The sequence below is a fragment of the Arthrobacter sp. ISL-48 genome, assembly GCF_018613805.1.
In the GTDB taxonomy this organism is placed as follows: Bacteria; Actinomycetota; Actinomycetes; order Actinomycetales; family Micrococcaceae; genus Arthrobacter.
On the sequence record NZ_JAGGPL010000023.1, the window covers coordinates 1 to 19,583 of the forward strand.

Annotated in this window: 28 protein-coding genes and 2 pseudogenes; 16 read left to right on the forward strand and 14 right to left on the reverse strand. The window is 60.9% G+C overall.

The genetic code is table 11. The annotated features are described in order from the left end of the window. Together J7E83_RS18825 and J7E83_RS21285 are read right to left on the reverse strand one after the other, a co-directional pair. Positions 1–1,377 (reverse strand): DUF222 domain-containing protein (locus tag J7E83_RS18825; RefSeq protein WP_396020577.1); only part of this gene is annotated, 1,377 nt, incomplete at its 3' end. A gap of 175 nt (positions 1,378–1,552) precedes the next feature. Next, positions 1,553–1,716 (reverse strand): annotated as a pseudogene (locus tag J7E83_RS21285) (recombinase family protein); the annotation flags it as partial. A gap of 347 nt (positions 1,717–2,063) precedes the next feature. Between J7E83_RS21285 and J7E83_RS18835 the strand changes: the two are divergent. Beyond that, entirely contained in the window at positions 2,064–2,438 is a 375-nt protein-coding gene (locus J7E83_RS18835; protein WP_251044132.1) for a hypothetical protein, read from the forward strand. A 95-nt stretch (positions 2,439–2,533) separates the two neighbouring features. On the opposite strand, the gene J7E83_RS18840 is transcribed toward J7E83_RS18835, so the two are convergent. Further along, entirely contained in the window at positions 2,534–2,947 is a 414-nt protein-coding gene (locus tag J7E83_RS18840) for a hypothetical protein (RefSeq protein WP_214965260.1), read from the reverse strand. Positions 2,948–3,126: 179 nt separating this feature from the next. Beyond that, entirely contained in the window at positions 3,127–3,597 is a 471-nt protein-coding gene (locus J7E83_RS18845) for a hypothetical protein (protein ID WP_214965262.1), read from the reverse strand. Positions 3,598–3,771: 174 nt separating this feature from the next. On the opposite strand from J7E83_RS18845, the gene J7E83_RS18850 reads away from it, so the two are divergent. Continuing rightward, positions 3,772–3,987 carry an HIT family protein gene (locus J7E83_RS18850; RefSeq protein ID WP_285289374.1) on the forward strand — a complete coding sequence of 72 codons (216 nt, stop codon included), beginning with the start codon at positions 3,772–3,774 and terminating at the stop codon, positions 3,985–3,987. A 74-nt stretch (positions 3,988–4,061) separates the two neighbouring features. On the opposite strand, the gene J7E83_RS18855 is transcribed toward J7E83_RS18850, so the two are convergent. From J7E83_RS18855 to J7E83_RS18870, 4 genes are all read right to left on the reverse strand, one after another. Continuing rightward, positions 4,062–4,580, reverse strand: a complete 519-nt coding sequence (locus tag J7E83_RS18855; protein WP_214965264.1) for a dihydrofolate reductase — start codon at positions 4,578–4,580, stop codon at positions 4,062–4,064. A gap of 290 nt (positions 4,581–4,870) precedes the next feature. Continuing rightward, on the reverse strand, positions 4,871–5,392 hold the full coding sequence (locus J7E83_RS18860; protein WP_214965266.1) for an AAA family ATPase: 522 nt from the start codon (positions 5,390–5,392) through the stop codon (positions 4,871–4,873). 291 nt (positions 5,393–5,683) lie between these two features. Then, entirely contained in the window at positions 5,684–5,965 is a 282-nt protein-coding gene (locus tag J7E83_RS18865; protein WP_214965268.1) for a helix-turn-helix domain-containing protein, read from the reverse strand. Beyond that, positions 5,962–6,366 (reverse strand): VOC family protein, encoded by a 405-nt coding sequence (locus tag J7E83_RS18870; protein WP_214965270.1) that lies wholly within the window; start codon positions 6,364–6,366, stop codon positions 5,962–5,964. Before J7E83_RS18870 ends, J7E83_RS18865 begins: the two co-directional genes overlap by 4 nt. 111 nt (positions 6,367–6,477) lie before the next feature. On the opposite strand from J7E83_RS18870, the gene J7E83_RS18875 reads away from it, so the two are divergent. Both J7E83_RS18875 and J7E83_RS18880 read left to right on the forward strand, forming a co-directional pair. Beyond that, positions 6,478–6,930, forward strand: coding sequence for an AAA family ATPase (locus tag J7E83_RS18875; RefSeq protein WP_214965272.1), 453 nt, complete (start codon positions 6,478–6,480; stop codon positions 6,928–6,930). A 13-nt stretch (positions 6,931–6,943) separates the two neighbouring features. Further along, positions 6,944–7,312 (forward strand): suppressor of fused domain protein, encoded by a 369-nt coding sequence (locus J7E83_RS18880; protein WP_214965274.1) that lies wholly within the window; start codon positions 6,944–6,946, stop codon positions 7,310–7,312. Positions 7,313–7,433: 121 nt separating this feature from the next. Here the strand turns inward: J7E83_RS18880 and J7E83_RS18885 are convergent, their stop codons facing one another. Beyond that, a complete protein-coding gene (locus J7E83_RS18885; RefSeq protein WP_214965276.1) occupies positions 7,434–8,498 on the reverse strand; it encodes an NAD(P)/FAD-dependent oxidoreductase in 1,065 nt (354 codons plus the stop codon). 123 nt (positions 8,499–8,621) lie between these two features. Between J7E83_RS18885 and J7E83_RS18890 the strand changes: the two genes are divergently transcribed. The 4 genes and pseudogenes from J7E83_RS18890 to J7E83_RS18905 all read left to right on the forward strand — a co-directional run bounded on the left by J7E83_RS18890 (position 8,622) and on the right by J7E83_RS18905 (position 10,468). After that, positions 8,622–9,206: a helix-turn-helix domain-containing protein gene (locus tag J7E83_RS18890; RefSeq protein WP_214965278.1), complete on the forward strand. Its 585-nt coding sequence runs from the start codon at positions 8,622–8,624 to the stop codon at positions 9,204–9,206. A gap of 42 nt (positions 9,207–9,248) precedes the next feature. Continuing rightward, positions 9,249–9,560, forward strand: a pseudogene (locus J7E83_RS18895) (GNAT family N-acetyltransferase); the annotation flags it as partial. A 9-nt stretch (positions 9,561–9,569) separates the two neighbouring features. Next, on the forward strand, positions 9,570–9,923 hold the full coding sequence (locus tag J7E83_RS18900) for a hypothetical protein (RefSeq protein WP_214965280.1): 354 nt from the start codon (positions 9,570–9,572) through the stop codon (positions 9,921–9,923). Positions 9,924–10,021: 98 nt separating this feature from the next. After that, complete coding sequence (locus J7E83_RS18905; RefSeq protein WP_214965281.1) at positions 10,022–10,468, forward strand: GNAT family N-acetyltransferase; 447 nt, start codon at positions 10,022–10,024, stop codon at positions 10,466–10,468. Positions 10,469–10,783: 315 nt separating this feature from the next. Here J7E83_RS18905 and J7E83_RS18910 read toward each other — a convergent pair whose 3' ends face one another. Continuing rightward, entirely contained in the window at positions 10,784–11,380 is a 597-nt protein-coding gene (locus J7E83_RS18910; RefSeq protein ID WP_214965282.1) for a DUF1349 domain-containing protein, read from the reverse strand. Continuing rightward, complete coding sequence (locus J7E83_RS18915; protein WP_214965284.1) at positions 11,346–12,602, reverse strand: MFS transporter; 1,257 nt, start codon at positions 12,600–12,602, stop codon at positions 11,346–11,348. Before J7E83_RS18915 ends, J7E83_RS18910 begins: the two co-directional genes overlap by 35 nt. A 64-nt stretch (positions 12,603–12,666) precedes the next feature. Here J7E83_RS18915 and J7E83_RS18920 point away from each other — a divergent pair, with 64 nt between their 5' ends. Further along, on the forward strand, positions 12,667–13,713 hold the full coding sequence (locus J7E83_RS18920; RefSeq protein ID WP_214965286.1) for a LacI family DNA-binding transcriptional regulator: 1,047 nt from the start codon (positions 12,667–12,669) through the stop codon (positions 13,711–13,713). Between the two features lie 156 nt (positions 13,714–13,869). Here the strand turns inward: J7E83_RS18920 and J7E83_RS21635 are convergent, their stop codons facing one another. Continuing rightward, positions 13,870–14,298: a nucleotidyltransferase domain-containing protein gene (locus J7E83_RS21635; RefSeq protein ID WP_214965288.1), complete on the reverse strand. Its 429-nt coding sequence runs from the start codon at positions 14,296–14,298 to the stop codon at positions 13,870–13,872. 85 nt (positions 14,299–14,383) lie between these two features. Here J7E83_RS21635 and J7E83_RS18930 point away from each other — a divergent pair, with 85 nt between their 5' ends. From J7E83_RS18930 to J7E83_RS18955, 6 genes are all read left to right on the forward strand, one after another. Then, positions 14,384–14,821, forward strand: coding sequence for a MerR family transcriptional regulator (locus J7E83_RS18930; RefSeq protein WP_214965290.1), 438 nt, complete (start codon positions 14,384–14,386; stop codon positions 14,819–14,821). Further along, positions 14,760–15,224 (forward strand): VOC family protein, encoded by a 465-nt coding sequence (locus tag J7E83_RS18935; RefSeq protein WP_214965292.1) that lies wholly within the window; start codon positions 14,760–14,762, stop codon positions 15,222–15,224. Before J7E83_RS18930 ends, J7E83_RS18935 begins: the two co-directional genes overlap by 62 nt. Positions 15,225–15,250: 26 nt before the next feature. Continuing rightward, positions 15,251–15,484 (forward strand): hypothetical protein, encoded by a 234-nt coding sequence (locus J7E83_RS18940; RefSeq protein ID WP_214965294.1) that lies wholly within the window; start codon positions 15,251–15,253, stop codon positions 15,482–15,484. Positions 15,485–15,494: 10 nt separating this feature from the next. Then, positions 15,495–15,635, forward strand: coding sequence for a hypothetical protein (locus J7E83_RS18945; RefSeq protein WP_214965295.1), 141 nt, complete (start codon positions 15,495–15,497; stop codon positions 15,633–15,635). Between the two features lie 362 nt (positions 15,636–15,997). Beyond that, positions 15,998–16,456 carry a hypothetical protein gene (locus tag J7E83_RS18950; protein ID WP_214965297.1) on the forward strand — a complete coding sequence of 153 codons (459 nt, stop codon included), beginning with the start codon at positions 15,998–16,000 and terminating at the stop codon, positions 16,454–16,456. A gap of 142 nt (positions 16,457–16,598) precedes the next feature. Beyond that, on the forward strand, positions 16,599–17,276 hold the full coding sequence (locus J7E83_RS18955) for an HAD family hydrolase (protein ID WP_214965299.1): 678 nt from the start codon (positions 16,599–16,601) through the stop codon (positions 17,274–17,276). Between the two features lie 125 nt (positions 17,277–17,401). Here J7E83_RS18955 and J7E83_RS18960 read toward each other — a convergent pair whose 3' ends face one another. Continuing rightward, a complete protein-coding gene (locus J7E83_RS18960) occupies positions 17,402–17,752 on the reverse strand; it encodes a GNAT family N-acetyltransferase (protein ID WP_214965300.1) in 351 nt (116 codons plus the stop codon). Positions 17,753–17,781: 29 nt separating this feature from the next. Then, complete coding sequence (locus tag J7E83_RS18965) at positions 17,782–18,360, reverse strand: GNAT family N-acetyltransferase (RefSeq protein ID WP_214965301.1); 579 nt, start codon at positions 18,358–18,360, stop codon at positions 17,782–17,784. A gap of 193 nt (positions 18,361–18,553) precedes the next feature. On the opposite strand from J7E83_RS18965, the gene yidC reads away from it, so the two are divergent. Next, positions 18,554–19,525, forward strand: coding sequence for a membrane protein insertase YidC (gene yidC, locus J7E83_RS18970; protein ID WP_214965302.1), 972 nt, complete (start codon positions 18,554–18,556; stop codon positions 19,523–19,525). Positions 19,526–19,583 lie beyond the last annotated feature (58 nt).

Sequence of the window (19,583 nt, forward strand, 5' to 3'; positions counted from 1 at the left end):
CCAGTCTTGTTGTTCGCTTTGGTAGTGGCGGCCGCTGGGTGATACCCACCCGGGCGGCTTATTTTGGGTGGCCGGGGTGGGTCTCCACGCGCTGGTGTGTTTAAGCCGGTGGTGTTTGCGGCAGGGCTGGCCGAGGTTGGTGATGCCGGTGGTGCCGCCATCGGCCCAGGCGAGGAGGTGATCGGCCTCGTTATCCAGAGAACGGTTGCTGCAGCCAGGGAACGGGCACTTGCCGTCCCGGATCCGGAGCCATTGCCGCATCGCTGTGGGAACCCGGTAGCTGGTGCGGCCGATTTCCAGTGGTGCCCCGTCGCGGGGGTCAGTCAGGACCCGGTGGAAGGACTCGGCGCCGCCGGCGACGAGTTCCGCTGCCATGGACGCCGGGATGGGCCCGTACCCGTCAAGGGTGGCCGGTTCCTCACCGGCACCGATCAGGGAGAGCACCGGGACCGTGACCAGGACCTGCGCCTTGGGGGATGGGGTCCCTTCGGTGACGCCGCCCAGGAGCCAGTTGGCGGCGTTGTCGGCGCGCAGCTGGGTGAGGGTCCGGGGCTCGTCGGGGCCTTGCATTGCCCTGGCGGCGGTGGTGGCACGGTCCCAGATCCCTGCGGCCTGCCCGGCGGGCAGGTAGGCCGAGAGCCAGGCCATCCCGTCCCGGTCCGGAACGTACTCGAGGCGGCGGTCTTGGATGCTTTTGCGGTGGCGTTTTTCGATGGACACCGGGTGGTGTCGTTCCCGCCAGGTCCGGGCCTTGTACCGGAACCGGGACGGGACGAGTTCCCCGGCCGGGCACCCGCGGGCGGCGTTCGGTGCATAGGCGTCCAGGAAGTGCGCTTCGAGCGCCCTGGCGGCGGTGGGGTCAAGGCCTGCGGTTTCATCAACGACGATCTTGGCGTGCTGCCATGAAATGCTTCCGGCCTGCAGCGCGGACAGTGTCAGGGGAAGAGTGGTGGTTAGTTCGCGGGACTCGGACAGCAGGGCTCCGGCGCTGCGTTCGCTGACAGACAGCAGGCAGGCGACTTCCGCCATCGTTGACATTTCCTGCGCAGTGGCCTCCCGCGGGGTGGCGGCAGGGGAAGCGATGGCCTCTGCCACCTCGAGGTACTCGGCCGCCAGCTGCACCTTCATTGCAGCTGTCTTGGCTTCGAACCGGGCGACCTCAGCCAAGCCATCCAGGCACGCATCGGCTCGTCGCCGCAGCGGATCGGAATCCCAGTCACCAGCAACACCGCTGCCATCAGTACGGTCCCTGAAATCCAGTCTGATGATGCGGTCGAGAACAGCAACGGACGCCGCGACAGCAGACAGGGCCTGGGCGGCCCGGAGCCCGGTGGCGGCCTCCAAGGCCTCGCCACTACGCGCTTTCCAAACACTCAAGCCTTCCACAAGAAGAGCATCTCAGCAGGGTCTGACAAAAACGGCGGCCATGTGGGGCATTTTCCGAAGTCATCTGCACAAAATGTCCAAAGTCGTCTCCACGGTAGGGGATCCTTCAGCGGACGCTGAAGAGTCTGCCTCTGTCCCCGCATCCTGCGGCCATGCCAGCGAATGTATTCCGGCACGCGGCGAAGGCCTTTCCCAGTCCAGGGCGTTCACGCTGGTTCCGCTGAATCTGTGGTCGACGTAGATCGCGTCAGGGTCCACGCCAGCTGCCGCGAGAGCAGTGCGCTGGGCGGTCAGGTCTTGGGTGTTGGTGGAGACACGGGCGTATCCGATGAGCCTGTCGCCGGGCGTAGCGTTTAAGGGACCTCACCGCAGTTTTGCGGGCGGGTCTTATGAGAATTTAGAGAACCCGAAACCACGGCCTTTTTGAAGAGCGCGGAGTAGGCGGTGCGGCGGCCAGTGGAGGTCCGGCTTCCGGGCGCCTCTGCATGCTCTATCACGGCCGCTTTCGACCCGGAATTGTGCATCAGGGAATGGGAGACTGGCCAGCAAGGACCACCGAACGAGCAGCGTGGCAGCATCCTCGAGGGTCTGCCCATTCCCCCGTAACATTGGGCGCGAGCAGTCGGTGGCAACACGCTGCCGATCTTCGATGGTGGGGAGTGGTGATGGTTCAGTCCATGAAACTGATTCTGATTGGCTACTGGGACGGTCCCCAGACAGGCCGGTCATGGCCTTCTCCCGAGCAATTCGTTGACGCTAGTTGGGATACCGAGGAGCGTGATTTCGTCGCCTACTACTTGCAGATGGGGCTTATCACGCGGAGCTACATGGGGTTCTCGCGCTGCCGATTCTGTGGGAAAGAGAACGGCAATCTGGAGTTGAGCGACGGCCATTTCGTATGGCCTGACGGGTTGGCCCATTACGTGGTTGAACACGCTGTGCGGCTTCCGGACCGGTTCGTTCGCCACGCGTTCGCTAAGATTGACGGCCTTGAGAGCGCGGCTCGGGACCTCGAATGGTGGCGAGGAATCAGCTCGGCCAATAAGCACTGACTCAGCCAGCGGTCAGGGTGGCATGCCACGCGGCAGCGGGATCAGGTGGAAGGCGTGCACCTATTCCGGGAGCGCGCCGCCCGCTAACGGATCCATTAACGGGCTGGTCGGAACGGCCAATGCTCTGGATAGGTATGTGGAACTGCAACGACTTGTACTGCGTCCTCGTAGACAAGTCGGCCGGGATTGTCGCTGCGAAGTGCCATCCAGGGGATGCCGTGCCGGTCGAGGAGGTTCAAGTATTCAGCTGTCATATCGAGAAGTTGCAAGGACGCGGCCTTGAACCACGATCGGGCGCCAGGGTTTAGCTCAGCGTTGTAGCAATCCGTCGCCACAGTTGTGGGGTCCGTATAGGTCGAGGTGGCGTTGGCGTTGGCAATTTGAAGCCATCGCTCATCTGCTTTACTCAGAAGCCCTTCATCTCGGAGGCCGTTGGCCATCGCGAACACGCCTGGAAATTGGCCGCGCCGGTTTGGGACGGCACTTTGAAAGCGAATGAACTCACCCATGCACTGAGGGTACGCAGTTATGGGCTACTTTCGGCGCATACCTGTTCCAGTGGAGGATCCCCTTAAAGGCTGCACGGTGGCCAATACTGGCGCACCTCCAGCGTCAGCATTTCGGTGCCGCCATTAGCCGCCAACGACCGCTCGTTACACCACAAAATCGCTTTGAGGACGACCGGGATCTAGCTGAAAGCCAGCCTTGAACCAAGGGTCTCCGCCAACACGGACTTTGAGTGAGCGTTTGGCAGCCAGAGCAGCTTGTGTTTGACGCCATCGGCCATTCCAACTCCCAAGCGCGAGGCCGTGATGCCTTGTCTGAACTGGACCGTGGCAACTTCCTCGAGATTCAACACCAGGGTACGACTGGGCTCGGCCGTGACCTCCTGCTCCCATTGCTCTGGGTTGACCTCAATTGCCGCCCCCGGGACGGGTCCTGCGCCAGCGGTGGACCCCACAAGGGCCTCTGCCGCATTCGTCCCCGCAGCCCCGGCTGCGAACGCGGCACCGCCTCTGGTTCCACCCCATCCTGCTGCCCGCCGAGTCAGTTCCGGCCGGCCGATCCGCACAAGGTGCGACGGAGTGAGCCAGAGTTCACCATGGCCCCAGTGGAGCCAGCCCGTGGTGCACGAATCGGACAAGAGAATGACCCTCATGGCTTCGCGCCATTTGGACCAGCAACAAACATGATTCCCCCATTAGAGTCCGAGACATCACACGATGAGCGCCACCGTAGCATCCGAGTCATCGGATGCGCGCATCGCTGAACACCCCCACACGTCCGTAGACGGTCGGACAAGCAGCTCCCTGCTGACATCCTCAAGCGAGAGCTGAATCCCGAAGGACTGACCCTGATTCAGAGCAGCGGCGAGGCGGCATGGCAGGACGTGTTTCACCTGCATGTTCACCTCATTCCTCGACATCAAGGAGACGGCACCGTACGCCCTTGGGATCAGGTTCCGAGCAAGCCTGAGGCGGTTGGACAGATAAACAATTCCCGCGCTCTAAGCGTCGACCTGCGCGGAGCAAGCGGCTACGAGGAGTAACCCGCTCGCTGAAGGATCGTTTACCGGACTCCGTGTTTCATGCCACTGGTAGAGAGCCAGAATGACGCTAAAAACTACCGGCGTAGCCGGTATCGTTCGTGCACCACTCTTGTGCCTTCGTATGTTTCCTCCGTCGACTTTTCGAGGATGTACGAAGCTGGCAGATGAGATAGGAAGGTGTCGCACTGAAAGACGCCATCGACCACCGAGACTAGAAGTTCGTCCGGGATCAAGTCGTCAAGGGCTTCCTTGTAGATTCTCGCACCCCCGAAAATGAACACGTCCTCAACGTCTGCGGCTCCGACGGCTTCGGCTACGGCGGCCTCCAGAGTTGCCGCCGTTTGGACTTCTGCGTCCGGAATCGGGCGACTCGTAACGACAACATTGAGTCGCCCCGCCAGCGGACGCCTACTAGCAGGAAAAGACTCGTAAGTAAGCCTCCCCATGACCAGAGCATTCCTTTTTGACGGGTCAGCTGTTCTGCGCGTGGCGGCGGACAACTTTGCCATCTCACCAGGAAGTCTCCACGGCAACTGTCCGGCTCGCCCGATTCCCCGTTCATTGTCGTGTGCGACAACAAGCTTGATACTCACGTAGCAACAGTACCCATCAAGAGCTCGCGACAGGCCAAGTCCATCCGGCTCAAACGGCCGTACAACATTCTTGATGGGCCATACCTGTCCGGTAAGGGATCGGCTAGCGGTCCGGCCGGGGATGACATTTATCGCTGCGGAAACCCCGCCATTTATCACTGCGAGCCACATTCCGGAGGCTTTTCTTCTCGTCACCAACTCTCTCGCACGGAAAGCCTGCGGATTCGTCAGCTCCAGCGTCCGAACGGGACCGTCATGGGAGGCCGGTGGCCCCCATGAGCGGCCGGCCATCAGGCAGAGCTTCCCGCCGCTCGGCTTTTCGCGAGGATCTCGTCGACGACGTGCGTGAGTGGAGCGGTGGCGTCGATCAGGATGCCATTCCGTGGAACGTCCTCTTTCGTGCGATGCAGTCGGAGTATGAGATCCTGTTCCGCTTGTCGACCCCGCCCGCCCCACTCGTCCTTACCCCGTTTATCCAGCCGCCGAGCCAGGGTCTCGACGTCGACCTCGAGCACGAAGACGCCGTCGAACAGATCGACGAACTTCGCGAAGTTGCGGGAGCCTCCGCAGAAAAACGTCGTAGCCTCGCGATGATCCGCGATGAGCGCCTTGACCTCGTCGACGCGCCAAATGTGATGGTCATGGACTGAGAGCCCAGTGACGTTCACAGGTGCACCGGTGTTCGGGTCGCCCTGGTAGGCCAGTTCCCGATCGCCGTGGACAATGTGGTACGCGCGCCGAGCCAACTCCTCGCACACCGACGTCTTTCCGGTTCCGGAACCGCCCTCGATAAGGAAGTTTCTGCTGCCCATACTGAATGGTAAGCAGACACTACAGGGTCACGCTGAAGGACGGGCTTAGGGGACTAGTCGCTCGGCCACAAAGCGCTGCGGAAACCACGCCATTCACCGCTGCAACCCACAGGGAGTGGGTGCGCGGTGCCTAGCCCGTTCGAGTGTCTTAGGAAGCTTCAAGTTTCTGAGGCGCTCCTAGGCCGTGTTGATCGAGTCTGACCTGATCCAGATCAGGGTGGCTGCGAGGCTGACGGCGGCACGGTAGTTGCGAAGGAGCTCGTCGGAGCGTATCGCGATTCCGCGCCACGCCTAGGCCTCCTCGCCGCCCCAGCGACCGAGCGCGACGATCGACTCACGTAAGGCAAGCCCGCGATCGGTCAGCGCGTAGGCCCGGGTGTTGTGCCGGAGGGGCAGACGGGACAGTACCCCGGCCGCTTCGAGCTCGCGCAGGCGGGTCGCGAGAATGTTCGTCGGCACTCCGAGGTCGCGCTGCAGATCGCCGTAGCGCTGCGGCCCGTCGAGCAGCCGCTCCACGACGAGCAAGGCCCACCGTGCTCCAACGATATCGAGGGCCGCGGCGAGGTCGCTCACACGGTCGGATCGGCGTCCGGCTTCATCCAAAACGGCGAGTAGTGGTAGCCGTCAGGGTCGTCGAACTGGCGCTGGTACATGAAGGGGTAGTCGTCGATATCACCGGTCCGCCCGCCGGCGGCACCGGCGCGCTCGACGAGCTCATCGACCGCCTCACGGCTGCCGAGGTCGAACGAGACCGTGACCTTCGAGGGGGTGTCGGGTCTGCCGACCAGCTCCTCGGCGCCGCCGACGCTCGCATACATTTCGCGGCTGCCGAGCATGACGTACTGCTCGGGCGCGATCGCGAAGCATGACACGTTGTGATCGGACATCTCGGCGTTGAGGGTCCAGCCGAGGGCGGTGTAGAAGGCGGTCGCGCGCTCGACGCTCTCGACCGGGCAGGTGATGAAAAGGCTCATGCGGCCTATACTTGCAAAATGCAAGTGTGACGTCAAGTCCTCATGGTGGGCACAGTATGTCCGGATAGGGATCCATTAACGGACACCCCAGCCCCGGATACGCTGGCTCTCATGTCTCGAATACTGATCACTGGCATGTCTGGGGCGGGAAAGACAACTGTGCTGCATGAGTTGTCCCGGCGGGGCTACCGAACGATCGACACCGACTACGACGCCTGGGTGCTTCCTGACGGAACATGGGATGAACCGCGCATGTCGGCACTTCTCGCGTCTGATTCGTCCCTAGTTGTCTCGGGGACTGTCGAGAATCAAGGTCGCTTTTATGACCGCTTCTCCGGTGTTGTTCTCCTGAGCGCGCCGGTAGAAGTCCTCATCGAGCGAGTCTCGGCTCGTACGACCAATACCTACGGCAGCTCAGAGGCTGACCAGCACGCAATCCGCCAACACGTTCTCGACGTCGAACCGCTCCTTCGAAAGAGCGCGACCCTCGAACTTGATGGCCGTCGACCGGTCCCACAACTGGCGGATGAGGTTGAACGTCTGATCACGTCCGATCAGATCTGACGCCCGGTAAACGATGGTTCAACGTCCCCCCAGTGCCCGGTACCGATCCCTCGATGGACACCTTTGCCGATTAGCGCAGTTACCGCCTGCCCTGATCGGGATCCCTGATCTGGCGCCCGAGTCCGTCATCGGTCCCAGAGGTGCGCTTGACCCCGGCACCAGTCTCGAAGCCATGTACGTTTGCGCTCCTGTTTACCTGCCCGATGAGTTTTCGGCGTGCGAGGAACCCGACGAACCCATTGTCATCGCCTGGCTGATCCCGCTCTTTAAAGAGGAAGCAGCATTTGCCCGTACGCATGGCTGGGAAGCATTGGAACGGCTCCTAGTCGAGAACGACCCAGACCTGACTGACTGGCATCGCCCGCCACTGCCAGTGCATTAGCCCCGACTGCGATACGCGCATCCCCGGTCGGGACTGCCCCGGCGTTGGTCATGACTGCCAGGTCGCTTGTGGTGCTGGTGGTTGGAGTGCCGTATCGGGCGGGGATGGTGGTCCATGCTGATTACCTTTCTACTGTGGGCGCAGGGCCCACGCCGGTGACGTTCGGTCCATCATCAAGGCCGTGGCGTCGGTCACCGAGCACGATCTTAGAGACGGCTGCTTCCGAGGCGGCGGAGAAGGGGCCGAAGTGCCCCTCAACGGCCCATCGGGTTTCCTCTTCGATGAGGTCGGCGTTGATCCTTGCGCCGGTCATGACACCCTCGGCCGCCGCGGTGATGACTTGGGCCATTAGGTTGGAGACATTGCCGGCTGCATACACGCCGCGGACGGCCGTCGCACCACCCATAGCGTCGGTCTCGATGAACCGTCCGGCCCTTGACGGGTGCACCTGGGAAAATAGCCCGAGTGATTCCAGAAGCGCGGACCTGGCCTCCATCCGTGTTCCGACTGCCAGGGCCTGAAGGTCGAATGAGGGGCCTTGGCGGAGCGTGATCCCGGTGAGTACGCCATCGACCGCTTCAACAGAAGCCACGGCGCCGTCAACGACCGTTACGGATCGGGCGGCGAGCTTGTCCCACTCCTCGTCGGTGGGTTCCACGGTGTCGTTGAGGAAGAGGGTGATATCCCGGGTCCACTGCCTGAACAACAGTGCTTGATGGACAGACAACGGGCCTGTGCCCAGCACTCCAATGCGTTGCCCGCGGATTTCCCAGCCATGGCAGTAGGGGCAGTGCACAACGCCCTTTCCCCATTGCTCCCGCAGCCCGTCGATGGGAGGCAGTTCGTCGGTCAATCCGGTGGTGACGAGCAGGCGTCTGCCGGAGAACCGGCGGGTATCTTCGAGGATTACCTCGAATCCATCTGGGGTTCGCCGTGCCGAAACGGCTTCGCCGTCAATGACCGTAGCTCCATAGGAAAGCACTTCACTGCGTCCGACGGACAGGAGTTCCCCGGGGTTCATGCCGTCCCTGGAAAGATAACCGTGTACCCCCGCCGCGGGTGCGTTGCGTGGGGTCCCGGAATCGATGACAAGTACCGAGCGCAGCGCCCGGGCCAGCGTCGTGGCCGCGCTGAGTCCCGCCGCGCCGCCGCCAACAATAACAACGTCATACCGTGTGGTGTCCAAACTGATTTGTCCTTCGTCTCGGCCCTGATAGTTCGCCGCCAGCATCCTTGGGCGGTTACACCAGCTTCCATCGCATCCACAAGGACTGGCAATAATCTTTGCCGTTATGGCAAACTATGAGTAATGACAACTGAACTTGACGGTGTTCTCGGTGCGGTCGGCCCCCGGCTTCGGGCGCTCCGTGCGGAACGGAACCTCACCCTCGGAGATGTGTCCTCCGCATCCGGAGTATCGGTGAGCACCCTGTCCCGCCTTGAATCCGGCCAACGCAGACCAAACCTTGAAATCCTGCTGCCCCTCGCGAGGTTGTACGGTGTTCCCCTCGATGATCTGGTCGGCGCACCTCCCACGGGGGATCCGAGAATCCATCTGCAGCCCATCACCCATGGCGGCATGACGGCTCTTCCTCTCACGCGCCGGCCAGGCGGATTACAGGCGTTCAAGATGGTGCTCACCGGTGATGCCCGCGGGGCAGAGCCCGACCCGCGCGTTCACGAAGGCTACGAATGGCTTTACATCCTCAACGGACGGCTGCGTTTAGTACTGGGCGACAAGGACTTTGAACTTCGCCCTGGCGAAGCCGCGGAATTCGACACCCACACACCGCACTGGTTCGCCAGCGCTGACGGCAAACCCGTCGAGTTCATCAGCCTGTTTGGACAGCAGGGAGAGCGCATGCACGTACGCGCACGGCCCAAGCACTCATAGACGAAGAAACCCGAGGAGACCGGTCCTGGCCAGGCGCTTGTCGGACTGGCGCGAATAATCTCCGACGGTGCTTCGATCTGCTATCTCCAAGACATCTTGGTCCTGCGGTCACACCATCGGAAAGTTATAGGACGAGCTATCGCCGAACGAGCACTCGAAGAGTACCCGCATGTGCGGCAGAAAGTTCTGATCACTGATGATGAGCCGAAGCAGAAGGCATTCTATGAATCGCTCGGCTACACCCAGACAGACGAACTCCGTGGAGGATCCGTCCGGGCCCTCATTAGATTTGACTGTCCCTCAACGTACGGTGAGGGATCCTTAGCCGGGCACCTCAGTGAGCTGGTTTGTTAGCCTTGCGACATGGAAGAGGACTGGATCGAACACAGGCGTGCGGATGACGGGGAGCGAGTGGGATGGATGAAACCCATCGACGAAGGTTTTGTCGCTATCGACCTGTGGGGGCGCCCACGGACAGAAGTTGTGGACTGGATGCTCGCAGAGGAGACGTTGGATGAACTTGGACTGGGCTACCTCGCCGACCCGCACGAGTTGCGACTAGGTCATGATGACTGGCTGCGCGTGCGTATCGCCGAGGTATCGTCCGTCGAGATAAGAGTGAAGAAAGACGACTGGGGAGATATGACCGCACCCCAGCTTTACTACACGGTGCCATTCCCAGTGGACGAGGACCAGCTTCGCCCGTTGTCCCGTTGAGTGATCCATACGGAACCTAATCCAGAGTGGCGATTCGAGCCCAAGTTACTGTTGCAGACGGCATTGTCCGTGCGGATCGGGCATGACACGATTTCAAAATGACTACTCTCTGGACAAAGCGGCTCGTCCGAGGCGATCTGACAGCGGCGCGTGACATGTTCGCGATGATGGCTGCTGTATTCGCAGAGGATGCCGAGCCGCTCACCGACGACTATCTTGTTTGGCTTCTCGATCGAGACTCGTTTTGGGCGATCGCCGCATTCGTCGGTGACGACGTTGTTGGCGGCATCACCGCCCACACTCTGCCCATGACGCGATCCCCATCGTCAGAGGTATTCATCTATGACCTTGCAGTGCGCCAGGATCACCAAAGACAGGGTGTTGGAAGCAGGTTGGTTTTCGAACTACGCGAAGCCGCCGCAGCAGCAGGCTTCGGCGAGGTATTTGTGCCAGCCGACAACGAAGACAAGCACGCTCTCGACTTCTACCGGGCACAGGGAGCCGCGGCGTCCCCTGTGACATTCTTCACCTTCCCCGTCAGGTAGGGATCGGCTCCCGTACGTAGAGAGCTAGCGCCCCTGAAAACCAGTCGTAAGAATAAGGAAACCTGCAGCGAGACCACCCAGTTGTCAGTTGGGAAAGTGCCCTTATGCGCACTGTGGAAGGTTCGTTCTACCGTGCTGTGGATCCGGCCTACCGTGACGCGGCTCTTGCGGGATCTCGGTCAGCCGGCCGGTATTCGCCGCCAGGCGTTCCAAACGTCGGTTCCCGTGACATTGGAATTCTTGAGCAGTTCATACATGGCCGCTGTCCAGTGCCACACAGCGACGACGACGCTCTCGGACGCCGATTCGAGGCGATTAGTGTTTCTGGTGAGGGTGTAGGTCGATGCGCTGGGATGGGGTGATGCTGAAATCTCTGAACCGGGCGCGGAGTCCACCGCGTTTTGGTGAGCACATCATCATCCCGACCTGGCAGGAGTCTTCGAGTGGCAGGTGCCCAAGGCGCAGCATGCGCCACTGTCCTACCGTCCCTTGGGGGTGAAGGTACTGGGCCCGAAGGGCATTGCCTTGGCGGGTTACCTGCATCGTTATCTCGTCCGGAGTATTCGGCAGCGACATGATCGACCAGTCCGATGCGCCATGGGTGATCACGGTGCTGAGGTGGAGTGCCTCATCGGTGTACTCGACACCGGTTTTCATCCAGGCTCGCTTGTTGGCTCGAACCATGAGTCCGGCTTGGTCGTAGAGCGTCGTGAAGTCGCCGGATAACTTCACCGTAGCTGTGAAGTCGCCCACCACCTCACGGTGGAGGAAGTGCCCTGTGTCGTGCGTGAAGCCGTAGAAAGTTTCCCGCCAGAAATCTGTGTCGTGATCGGAGACCACGGTTAGTTCGTTCGGGTTGTTCTCCCATTGGGCTGGTTCATTCAGCCAGATCATGTTCTCGAGCATCATCATCCTGTTTCGGGTGGTGGGCGGTATTCGCAATGTGCGGTGGCGAGGTGGGATCGGTGAGCTTCCGCCGGATCCGCAGGATGACCGGTGTGAGGGCAAGTAGGACCGCACACAGGGCCGCTATGGCGGCCATCGCTGCTCGCAGTCCGGCGGCTTCGGACCACAGTCCTACATAGACGGGGCCCAAGAGGAATCCAAGATAGGAAATCGTAGTGAGTAGGGAAGTTGTCCGCCCACGGGTGGCCTCTTCGGTGGAGCGCGAGACGATACCCAGCAACGTTGGGTACAGCACTGCTGTGCCGGCGGCGGCTACTGCCAGTCCGATCAAGGCCACGATTAAGTCCGGCGCGGCGGAGAGCATTGCTGCACCGGCACTGGCCGCGGCGGCGCCGAGGATCAGTGCTCTTGTTGCGTAGGCCGGTTGTAGTCCTCCGGTGCTGAAGCGTGTGATGGCGACGACGGCAGCGAACACCGCAGGAGCGGTAGAACCCAGGACGGCCCCGGTGCCTAGCTCGTCTTCGAAGAACACGGCCGCCCAACTCTGATGGGCATTCTCACTAGCAAAGGCCACCGCCCCAAGAATTCCCACCAGCAAGACCGCCAGACCAGGGACACCTGAAGCGGGGTCGGCGCGGCGATGACGCAGTTCGCCCGTTTCCGCCCTAATGCGCTGTTGATCGCTGGGCACTTCAGCAGAAGAAGCATGGAGCAGGTACCCGCTGACGATCATTGACGCGGCAACGACCAGGACGAAGGAGAAGGTGGTGCCAGTGCCCAGCGCAGTCAACAGTCCAACAACAAGGCTGGAGACCACCACGAATGCGGAGAACACGCCATGGGAACGGGTGATCACCGGTGTGGAAGCAAGCTTTTCCGCGGACCCTGCCGCCGAATTGATCGCCACGTCGGCCGCCCCACTGGCCGCACCAACCAGAAGCAGCCCGAAGCACAGGCTGGCGAATCCCGTTGCGGCAAGGGCCACGAACAGTCCAGAGGCCCCCAGCAGAATGAGTGTGACGGCCGCGGTGATCCGCGCTCCGAAGCGGTCAATGATCCTGCCCGTCAGAAGCATCGCCGGCACCGCCCCGGCTCCGATGAACAACAGTGCCGTGCCGAGCTGCCCGTCCGAAATGCCGGCTTGGGACCTGATTCTTGGAATACTCGCACCCCAGGTGCCCCAGAAAACACCGAACGCTGCAAAGGAGGCATAGGACGCGAACGCCAACCTATGAGGGGATCGCGATGAGGAACGAATCATGTGTGTAACGATACACAGGTAGGCTGGTCCTATGTCACCTGCAGCACCGGAATCCAAAATCACCCTCAGTGAGGTAGCCCGCGAGGCTGGAGTCTCGGTGATGACCGCTTCCTACACCTACAGCACACCCTCCCGCGTCTCGGCAGCGTCCCGGGAGAAAGTCCTTACGGCCGCCGAGGTGCTCGGATATCCAGGGCCCGACCCCAGCGCCCGGTCGCTGCGCACGGGAACCAGCGGCGCTCTCGGGGTCGTTCTGGGAGAGACCCTGTCTTACGCCTTTGATGACCCCCAGGCGACACGCTTTCTTGCCGGGATCGCAGATGTCTGCGCGGAACATGGTTTGGCCATGACCATTCTCCCGACCAACGGATCTGCTGACGATGATCAGCGCATCCGCGCAGCAGCCGTAGATGCCTTCGTTGTGTGGACGACGACGGACGATGACCCGGTGCTTGAGGCCATTGCCCTGACTGGGAGGCCAGCCATCATCCATGCCGGACCAAAGAAAAAGGCATTCGGTCTGGTGGGCATCGACGATCGCGCCGCTGCCCAAGCGGTCGCTGCATTGGGCCTACACCAGAGCCAACGCCCTGCCATCATCGCCTTTCCCTTCACCAAGGAAAGAGTCGAGATGATCATTATGGGTCCTGACCCGGCGACGGCGACGTTCCCCGTCACGCGTAACCGGCTCCTGGGATACCAGGACGCGCTCACCGCGGCAGGGTTCCAATGGGAGAGTGTCGAAGTGGCTTCTTGCTCCATCAACAGTTTTGGTGAAGGAGCACGAGCCGCCGACCGATTGCTGGCTCGCCCGAATCCTCCAGACACCATTCTCACGATGAGTGATGAATTGGCCCTGGGAACTTTAGAGGCCGCATTGAAAGCCGGCATTCACGTTCCGAGGAGCCTCGCCGTCACGGGCTGGGATGCCTCCGATGCCGCGTCAGTGAAACAGGTGACCACCGTTCAACAGAACCTTCGCCAACAAGGCGCCGCATGCGCCCTAGCCGCCATCACCGGCACTTTGACGCCCGCACCACACCCATGGCAACTTATCACCGGACAAACAACACGATAAACACCGAAGCTTGGCCGGGGGTAGCCACAAGTAACAGTGTCCGGCGAAGGATCCACAACGAACGCTCATGTGGTTCAGCTTCCATATTGATTGGAATGGGTTGTGGTGTTGGGTGCACCTTCCGCTTGCAGGCAGTGTGCGACGGGAGCGGATGCCTTATCTAGTGACGGTTGCGGAGGCCCTTCCGAGAAGCCCTGTGTCGTACAGAATGCGGTGGCCGTCGCTGAGGACGCGACGCGTTCCTTCGTCCAAAGGGAGATCAGCCCAGGTCGAGGGAGCGATGCCCAGTTCCACGATCAATCCTGATGCCAACCGAAATCTGCGTTCGCGTACTGGCCCCCATACCTCGGAGCGGATAAGACGAGCCCCAGGACGGAGTTGTTTAAACCATGCCGCATCTTCAAAGGTTCCCGGAGTGTCGCTCAACACCACGAGGTCGACATCGCTGGCCATTCGCTCCGCGCCCCGGGCATAAGACCCCACGAGAGCAACGGCTCTCACTCTGTCTTCCTGTTTCGCCCAGGTAGCAACTTCGCTGACGATCTGCTGTGCAGCTCGTCGGCGACCTTTCAGTCTTGGTGTCATGAGAAGGATGCTATCCGCTGGAAATTTATTACAGCACCGTAAGGGGATCGGCTAACGGGCGCCAGAAATCAGCGAAGATGGGGGCATGAGGATTGGAGAACTCGCGACGAAGACTGGCGTCAGCGTCAGGTCGTTGCGCTACTACGAACAGCAAGACCTGCTTGAGCCGCAACGCACTTCGGCGGGTCACCGTTTTTACTCGATCGAGGACGAGCGTCTTGTGCTTCAGATCCAAGACTTGTTTGAAGCTGGTTTTTGCAGCTCCGTAATTCGCACGCTGCTTCCCGCCCTGGTCAATCCCGTAAGAAACCTTGATCTGCTCCGGGCCTCCTTAACTGCTGCGCAGGCACGGCTGAAGAGCGAGAAGGAATCCGTCGAAGCCGAACTTCTAAAACTGAAACAGCTGGGGGATCGATACGGGCTTGCACCTGACACGCATGTCACCCTCCAAAATGATGGACATGACTCCATCACAGCAGCCGAAGCAATTGCGTTTGATCATCGAAACAGACGACTTCGATAGCGCCTTACGTTTTTATCGCGATGTCCTTGGCCTTACGGAACAGCCCGCTTTCGCAACTGATGGTGAGGATCGAGTGTCAATACTGAACGTCGGCGCGGCGACAATTGAGCTCGCCACACCCACACACGTTCGCAACATTGACGCTATTGAAAACGCGCCATCTGCCGAAGGGCCTACGCTCCGAATCGCCCTTGAGGTGGACAACACGGAAGTTGCGATGACCTCCGCCGAAGAGTTTGGGTTGAAGGTGCTCGCGCCCCCAATCAGAACTCCGTTCGAGACCATCAACGGAAGAGTGCAAGGTCCTGCTGGCTGGCAGCTGACCTTCTTCCAAGAACTTGAAACACTGCAAGAACGCACCAGGAGGAAAGGCTTCACCACTGACGTCCATCGCGCCCGGTAAAGGATCGTGTTGAGAGCGGACTGCAGATGATCAATATCAATCACGATGACATATTGCTGAGGCTGCGGCTCGAGCCACTTGACCGCTCGGCCAAGACGGCTTTCACCGCCGCTTGTGCCCAGCGTCTACTGCCCTTGTCCGACCGGTACGCGCAGCAAGTGGGCGACACGCCGCGCCAGCAGCGGCTGGCCGTCATCGTTTCGGCGGTCTGGCAAGCAGGCCTCGGGCCACGATATCGATGCGAACCGCTTCGAGGCTGAGGCAGAGGCCATGGTTCCGGACGAGGACGACGAAGGGTGGACAGCCGGTAGGACCTACGCTGGTAACGCCGCAGCCGCTGCCGCCTACGCGCTTCGCACCTGGCTCACCAACCCCTCAAGAGGCCGCCTGGGCAGCTCGGCAGTTCTTTGATGCGGCCGATCTCGCATACTTTCAGGCAAACCCTGGAGGAGGCTTCGCCACCGAGGATGAGGAGAAGGCGTCCCCGGGAGTCTGCAGTCGTGCAGTCAGCCATTTCCGCCATCCAACGGGCTCTCGAGGCTATCGAGAACGCGAGGCCGTGGTCCGAACTACGTCAGAGAGCCGAAACGGAAGGCATGGATTGGGCGTCCACCGTGCCGTAGTGCATCGGATGATCTGCCCACTAAAAGATCCGTCAGAGACAGAGCCCAAACCTTTGATGACAAGCTCGAGATACCGTCCGGTAAGGGATCCGCTAGGGCTAGACACGACGGCGGGCCGGCTCCTTCAGTTTCCTGCTGGATAATCAGGGCATGCTGATTCGAGATTCGAGGGCCCAGTTGGAGCAGATGCTTGCAATCACGAGGGCCGGTGAACTCAGAAGCGCACTGAACCCCGGCACCGTAATGGAGGTCTTTAAGCGCTTTGCCGCTATACCAGCGAACGACTGCGCTCCCATAGACGAAGATGGCGATGGCGTTCTGGCCCAGTTCGGGACCTGCGGGTTTCGCGGCACGCAGGAATTCAACGTCGACCTTACGCGTCAATTTATTGAAGCCGGCGAAGTCGATGCTCCGATGTGGCACCTGTCATGCACGTTCTATTGGGATCCGACCCCGGATACCGTTGCCCTGGGTAGCGGCAGCATGTGGTCTTTCGATTCTGCACTTGAGGAGTTCTTCAAGAACGCAGCACTCCTTCCTGGATGGGAATGGGCGATGGGAGCAGACGAGCAGCCCAAGTCTCTGGAGATCACGCTCGGCAAGGTTTGAGCTGAATTAGGACTCATGCTGGATCAAGGCATGGTAGAGAGCCGGTGGTCCAGCGGACTCTCTGAGCGCACGGTGAGGGATCCTCTACCGGACGCGGCGTGGTCACCTGAGTGGGAGCGGGTCTGCCTGCTTGGATGGAGTCGTGGCGGTTTTTTATTTCGATGGTGACCAGACGCTGTTGGACTTCCGTGCCATGATGAGGCGGGCCATGGCCGCCACGATTGGCGAGCTGAAGCGGCTGCGGCCCGACGCCGAAGGCGACTTGGGCGTGGACCAGTTCATCGCCGACCGCGAAGTGGTCGCCGAAAGGCTACTCGGCAGGGTCACCAACCTTGAGCAAGTGCGATTAGCAGCGTTCAAGCACAGCCTTGCGCGGATCGATATTCCGGATGACGCTCTCGCCGCACACCTGAACGCGTTCTACCTCGAGCGGCGATTCGCCGACGTCGAACTGTACGATGACGTCCTGCTTGTTCTGGCCGAGCTCCGGCGCAGCCACCATGTGGGGCTCTTGTCCAATGGCAATTCCTATCCTCACCGTTTGGGGTTGGAAGATCTGTTCGAGGCGACCGTGCCCTCCCAAGACCATGGCATCGAGAAGCCCGACAAGCGCATTTTCGATATCGCCTCGGCGCTCCTTCCGGGCGAACCGCGGATCATGGTCGGCGACTCGCTGCGAAACGACGTCCAAGGCGCGCAATCGGCGGGCTGGACCGGCATCTGGCTCAATCGAGACAGCGCGCCAACTCCAAAAGACGCGGCTCCCGACCTAGTTATTCGCAGCTTGACGGATCTCCTCGAGGTCGCAAGCGGTCTGTGATCGCATTTGCAAAGGGATCCTCCTTCCTATCGGGCAATGGAGTGCCCGATGAGCTACCGCTTAGCGGCAGTTCGGAACGCATCCTCCCCGATGGCTGGTGAGGACTCCGAAGTGCAGATCAAAAGTTAGCTCAGTTGGCGTTCGAAGCCGATGCTGACCGGCGCAAAGCCCTGGGCCTCAAAAAACTTGTGGGCGTCGACATTGAAATGCCAGGAATCCAACCGCAAGAAGGATGCCCCCAGCTGTCCCGCCAGCTCTGAGGCTGAGCTCATGAGTCGCTTGCCCACTCCCTTCTCTTGGTGGGAAGGCTCCACCGCAATGTGGTGGATAAAGAAGACCGATGAAGCGTACTTGAACGGGTTGGCCTCGCGGACCCTGAATTCGGCCAGCAGGTAGCCGACTGGACCGCTGTGGCCGACGGCAATCAGGATGTGACTACCATCAGCTGCTGAGACGGAAGCAGCCGAGGTGGCCACGATCCCTCAGCTACTAAATCGGCAGCCGGCTACCCGCCGGGGACGCCCAACGGGCCCCCTATCCTGTGGGTGGGATCAATTGCGCCGGCTTGTTCCGTGTCGGCCCAGTAGCGCCGCTTGCCGTTGCGGGAGTCCTCGTGGACGCCGCCATTCTTTTCGATAGTCGCACGGGAGCCGAGGTTGTCCTCGTCGCAGGTAATCAGAACCCGGGAGATACCAAGTTCCTTGGCTAACGGCAGGGCATCGGCCAGTGCATTCGACGCGTGACCGCGGCGCCGGGCCGACGGCCTCACACTGTAGCCGATGTGCCCACCCCCGTTGAGGAGGAAGTCGTTCAACTCGTGCCTGATGGCCAGCGAGCCCAGGAACGTGTCGCCGTCCACGATCCACAAGTACGTGCAAGGAACGTACCCCGGTTTCCGGGGGCTCTCCGGCAACGCATCGTCGACAAGGGAATCGACGAAGCGGCGGAATGATCGAAGGTCAGTGAGCTCTTCCAGAGGCCAGTCTTCACCGCCGCCGCCGTTCCTGTGGGCGCCGTCGAACTCTGCGGACCCCTCCAGCCAGGATGCGTGGTAACTTGCGTCCGGAGCGATAAGGCGAGCCATCACACGATCGTAACGCTGATCACCAGGCGGCAGCTAAGTTAGGCTCACCGTATGAAGTACCCAGCCTGCCACCGGGCTCGGCCTGAAGACCAAACCCACCACAATCTGTTGTGCGTGGCTGCTTCAACAAGCAACCGGCAACCCGGACTCATGAAGTGGGCCGGCTTTCGGTCTGACGGAATAGGGGAATCGTATGGACTTCTTTGAGACGATCATGTTCCCGTTCAAGTGGTTTGTCTCCATCATCATGGTGGGCTTCCACGAAGGACTGAGCGCCATTGGCCTGCCTGAGGCATCCGGCTGGACCTGGACGCTGTCCATCATCGGGCTGGTGTTGGTCATCCGCGCCGCCCTGATCCCGGTTTTCGTTAAGCAGATCAAGGCGCAGCGCGGCATGCAGCTGCTGCAGCCGGACCTGAAGAAGCTTCAGGACAAGTACAAGGGCAAGACTGACCAGTTGTCCCGCCAGGCAATGGCGCAGGAACAGATGGCCATGTACAAGAAGCACGGGACCAACCCGTTCTCGGCCTGCCTGCCGATGCTGATCCAGATGCCGTTCTTCTTTGCGCTGTTCCAGGTCCTGTCCGGCATCAGCACGAACGCCCGCGAAGGTGAGGGCGTTGGCGCGATGAGCCACGAACAGGTACTGCAGTTCGATGAGTCCAGCATCTTCGGCGCTCCGCTGTCAGCCGTGCTATTGCGCAACGACTCGGGCAATGTCGCCGTCACGGTCCTAACTATCGTGATGATCCTGGCGATGACGGCCTCGCAGTTCATCACGCAGAAGCAGATTATGGCTAAGAACATGTCTGAAGAGGCCATGGCCAGCCCCTTTATGCGCCAGCAGAAGATGATGCTGTACATCCTGCCCGTCGTCTTCGGCGTGGGCGGCATCAATTTCCCCATCGGTGTCCTCATCTACTGGACTACCACCAACCTCTGGACGATGGCCCAGCAGTTCTTCGTCATCCGACGCATGCCCACGCCGGGATCGCCGGCGGCGAGGGCCCTCGCCGCACGCCGTAAAGCGAAAGGCCTGCCGGCTCTGCCCATCTTGGAAGGCAGGAGGACCGACGAGGAAACAGAAGCCGGAGCAGCAGCTTCAGATATTGAAGGGAGGGGCCAGCGCCTCCAGCCGCAGCGTAAGAACAGGAAACGGAAATAGTCTTCTTGGCCATTGACCTCGGCGAACGGCACCCGGTGGGAGGTTTCAAGAAATGCGT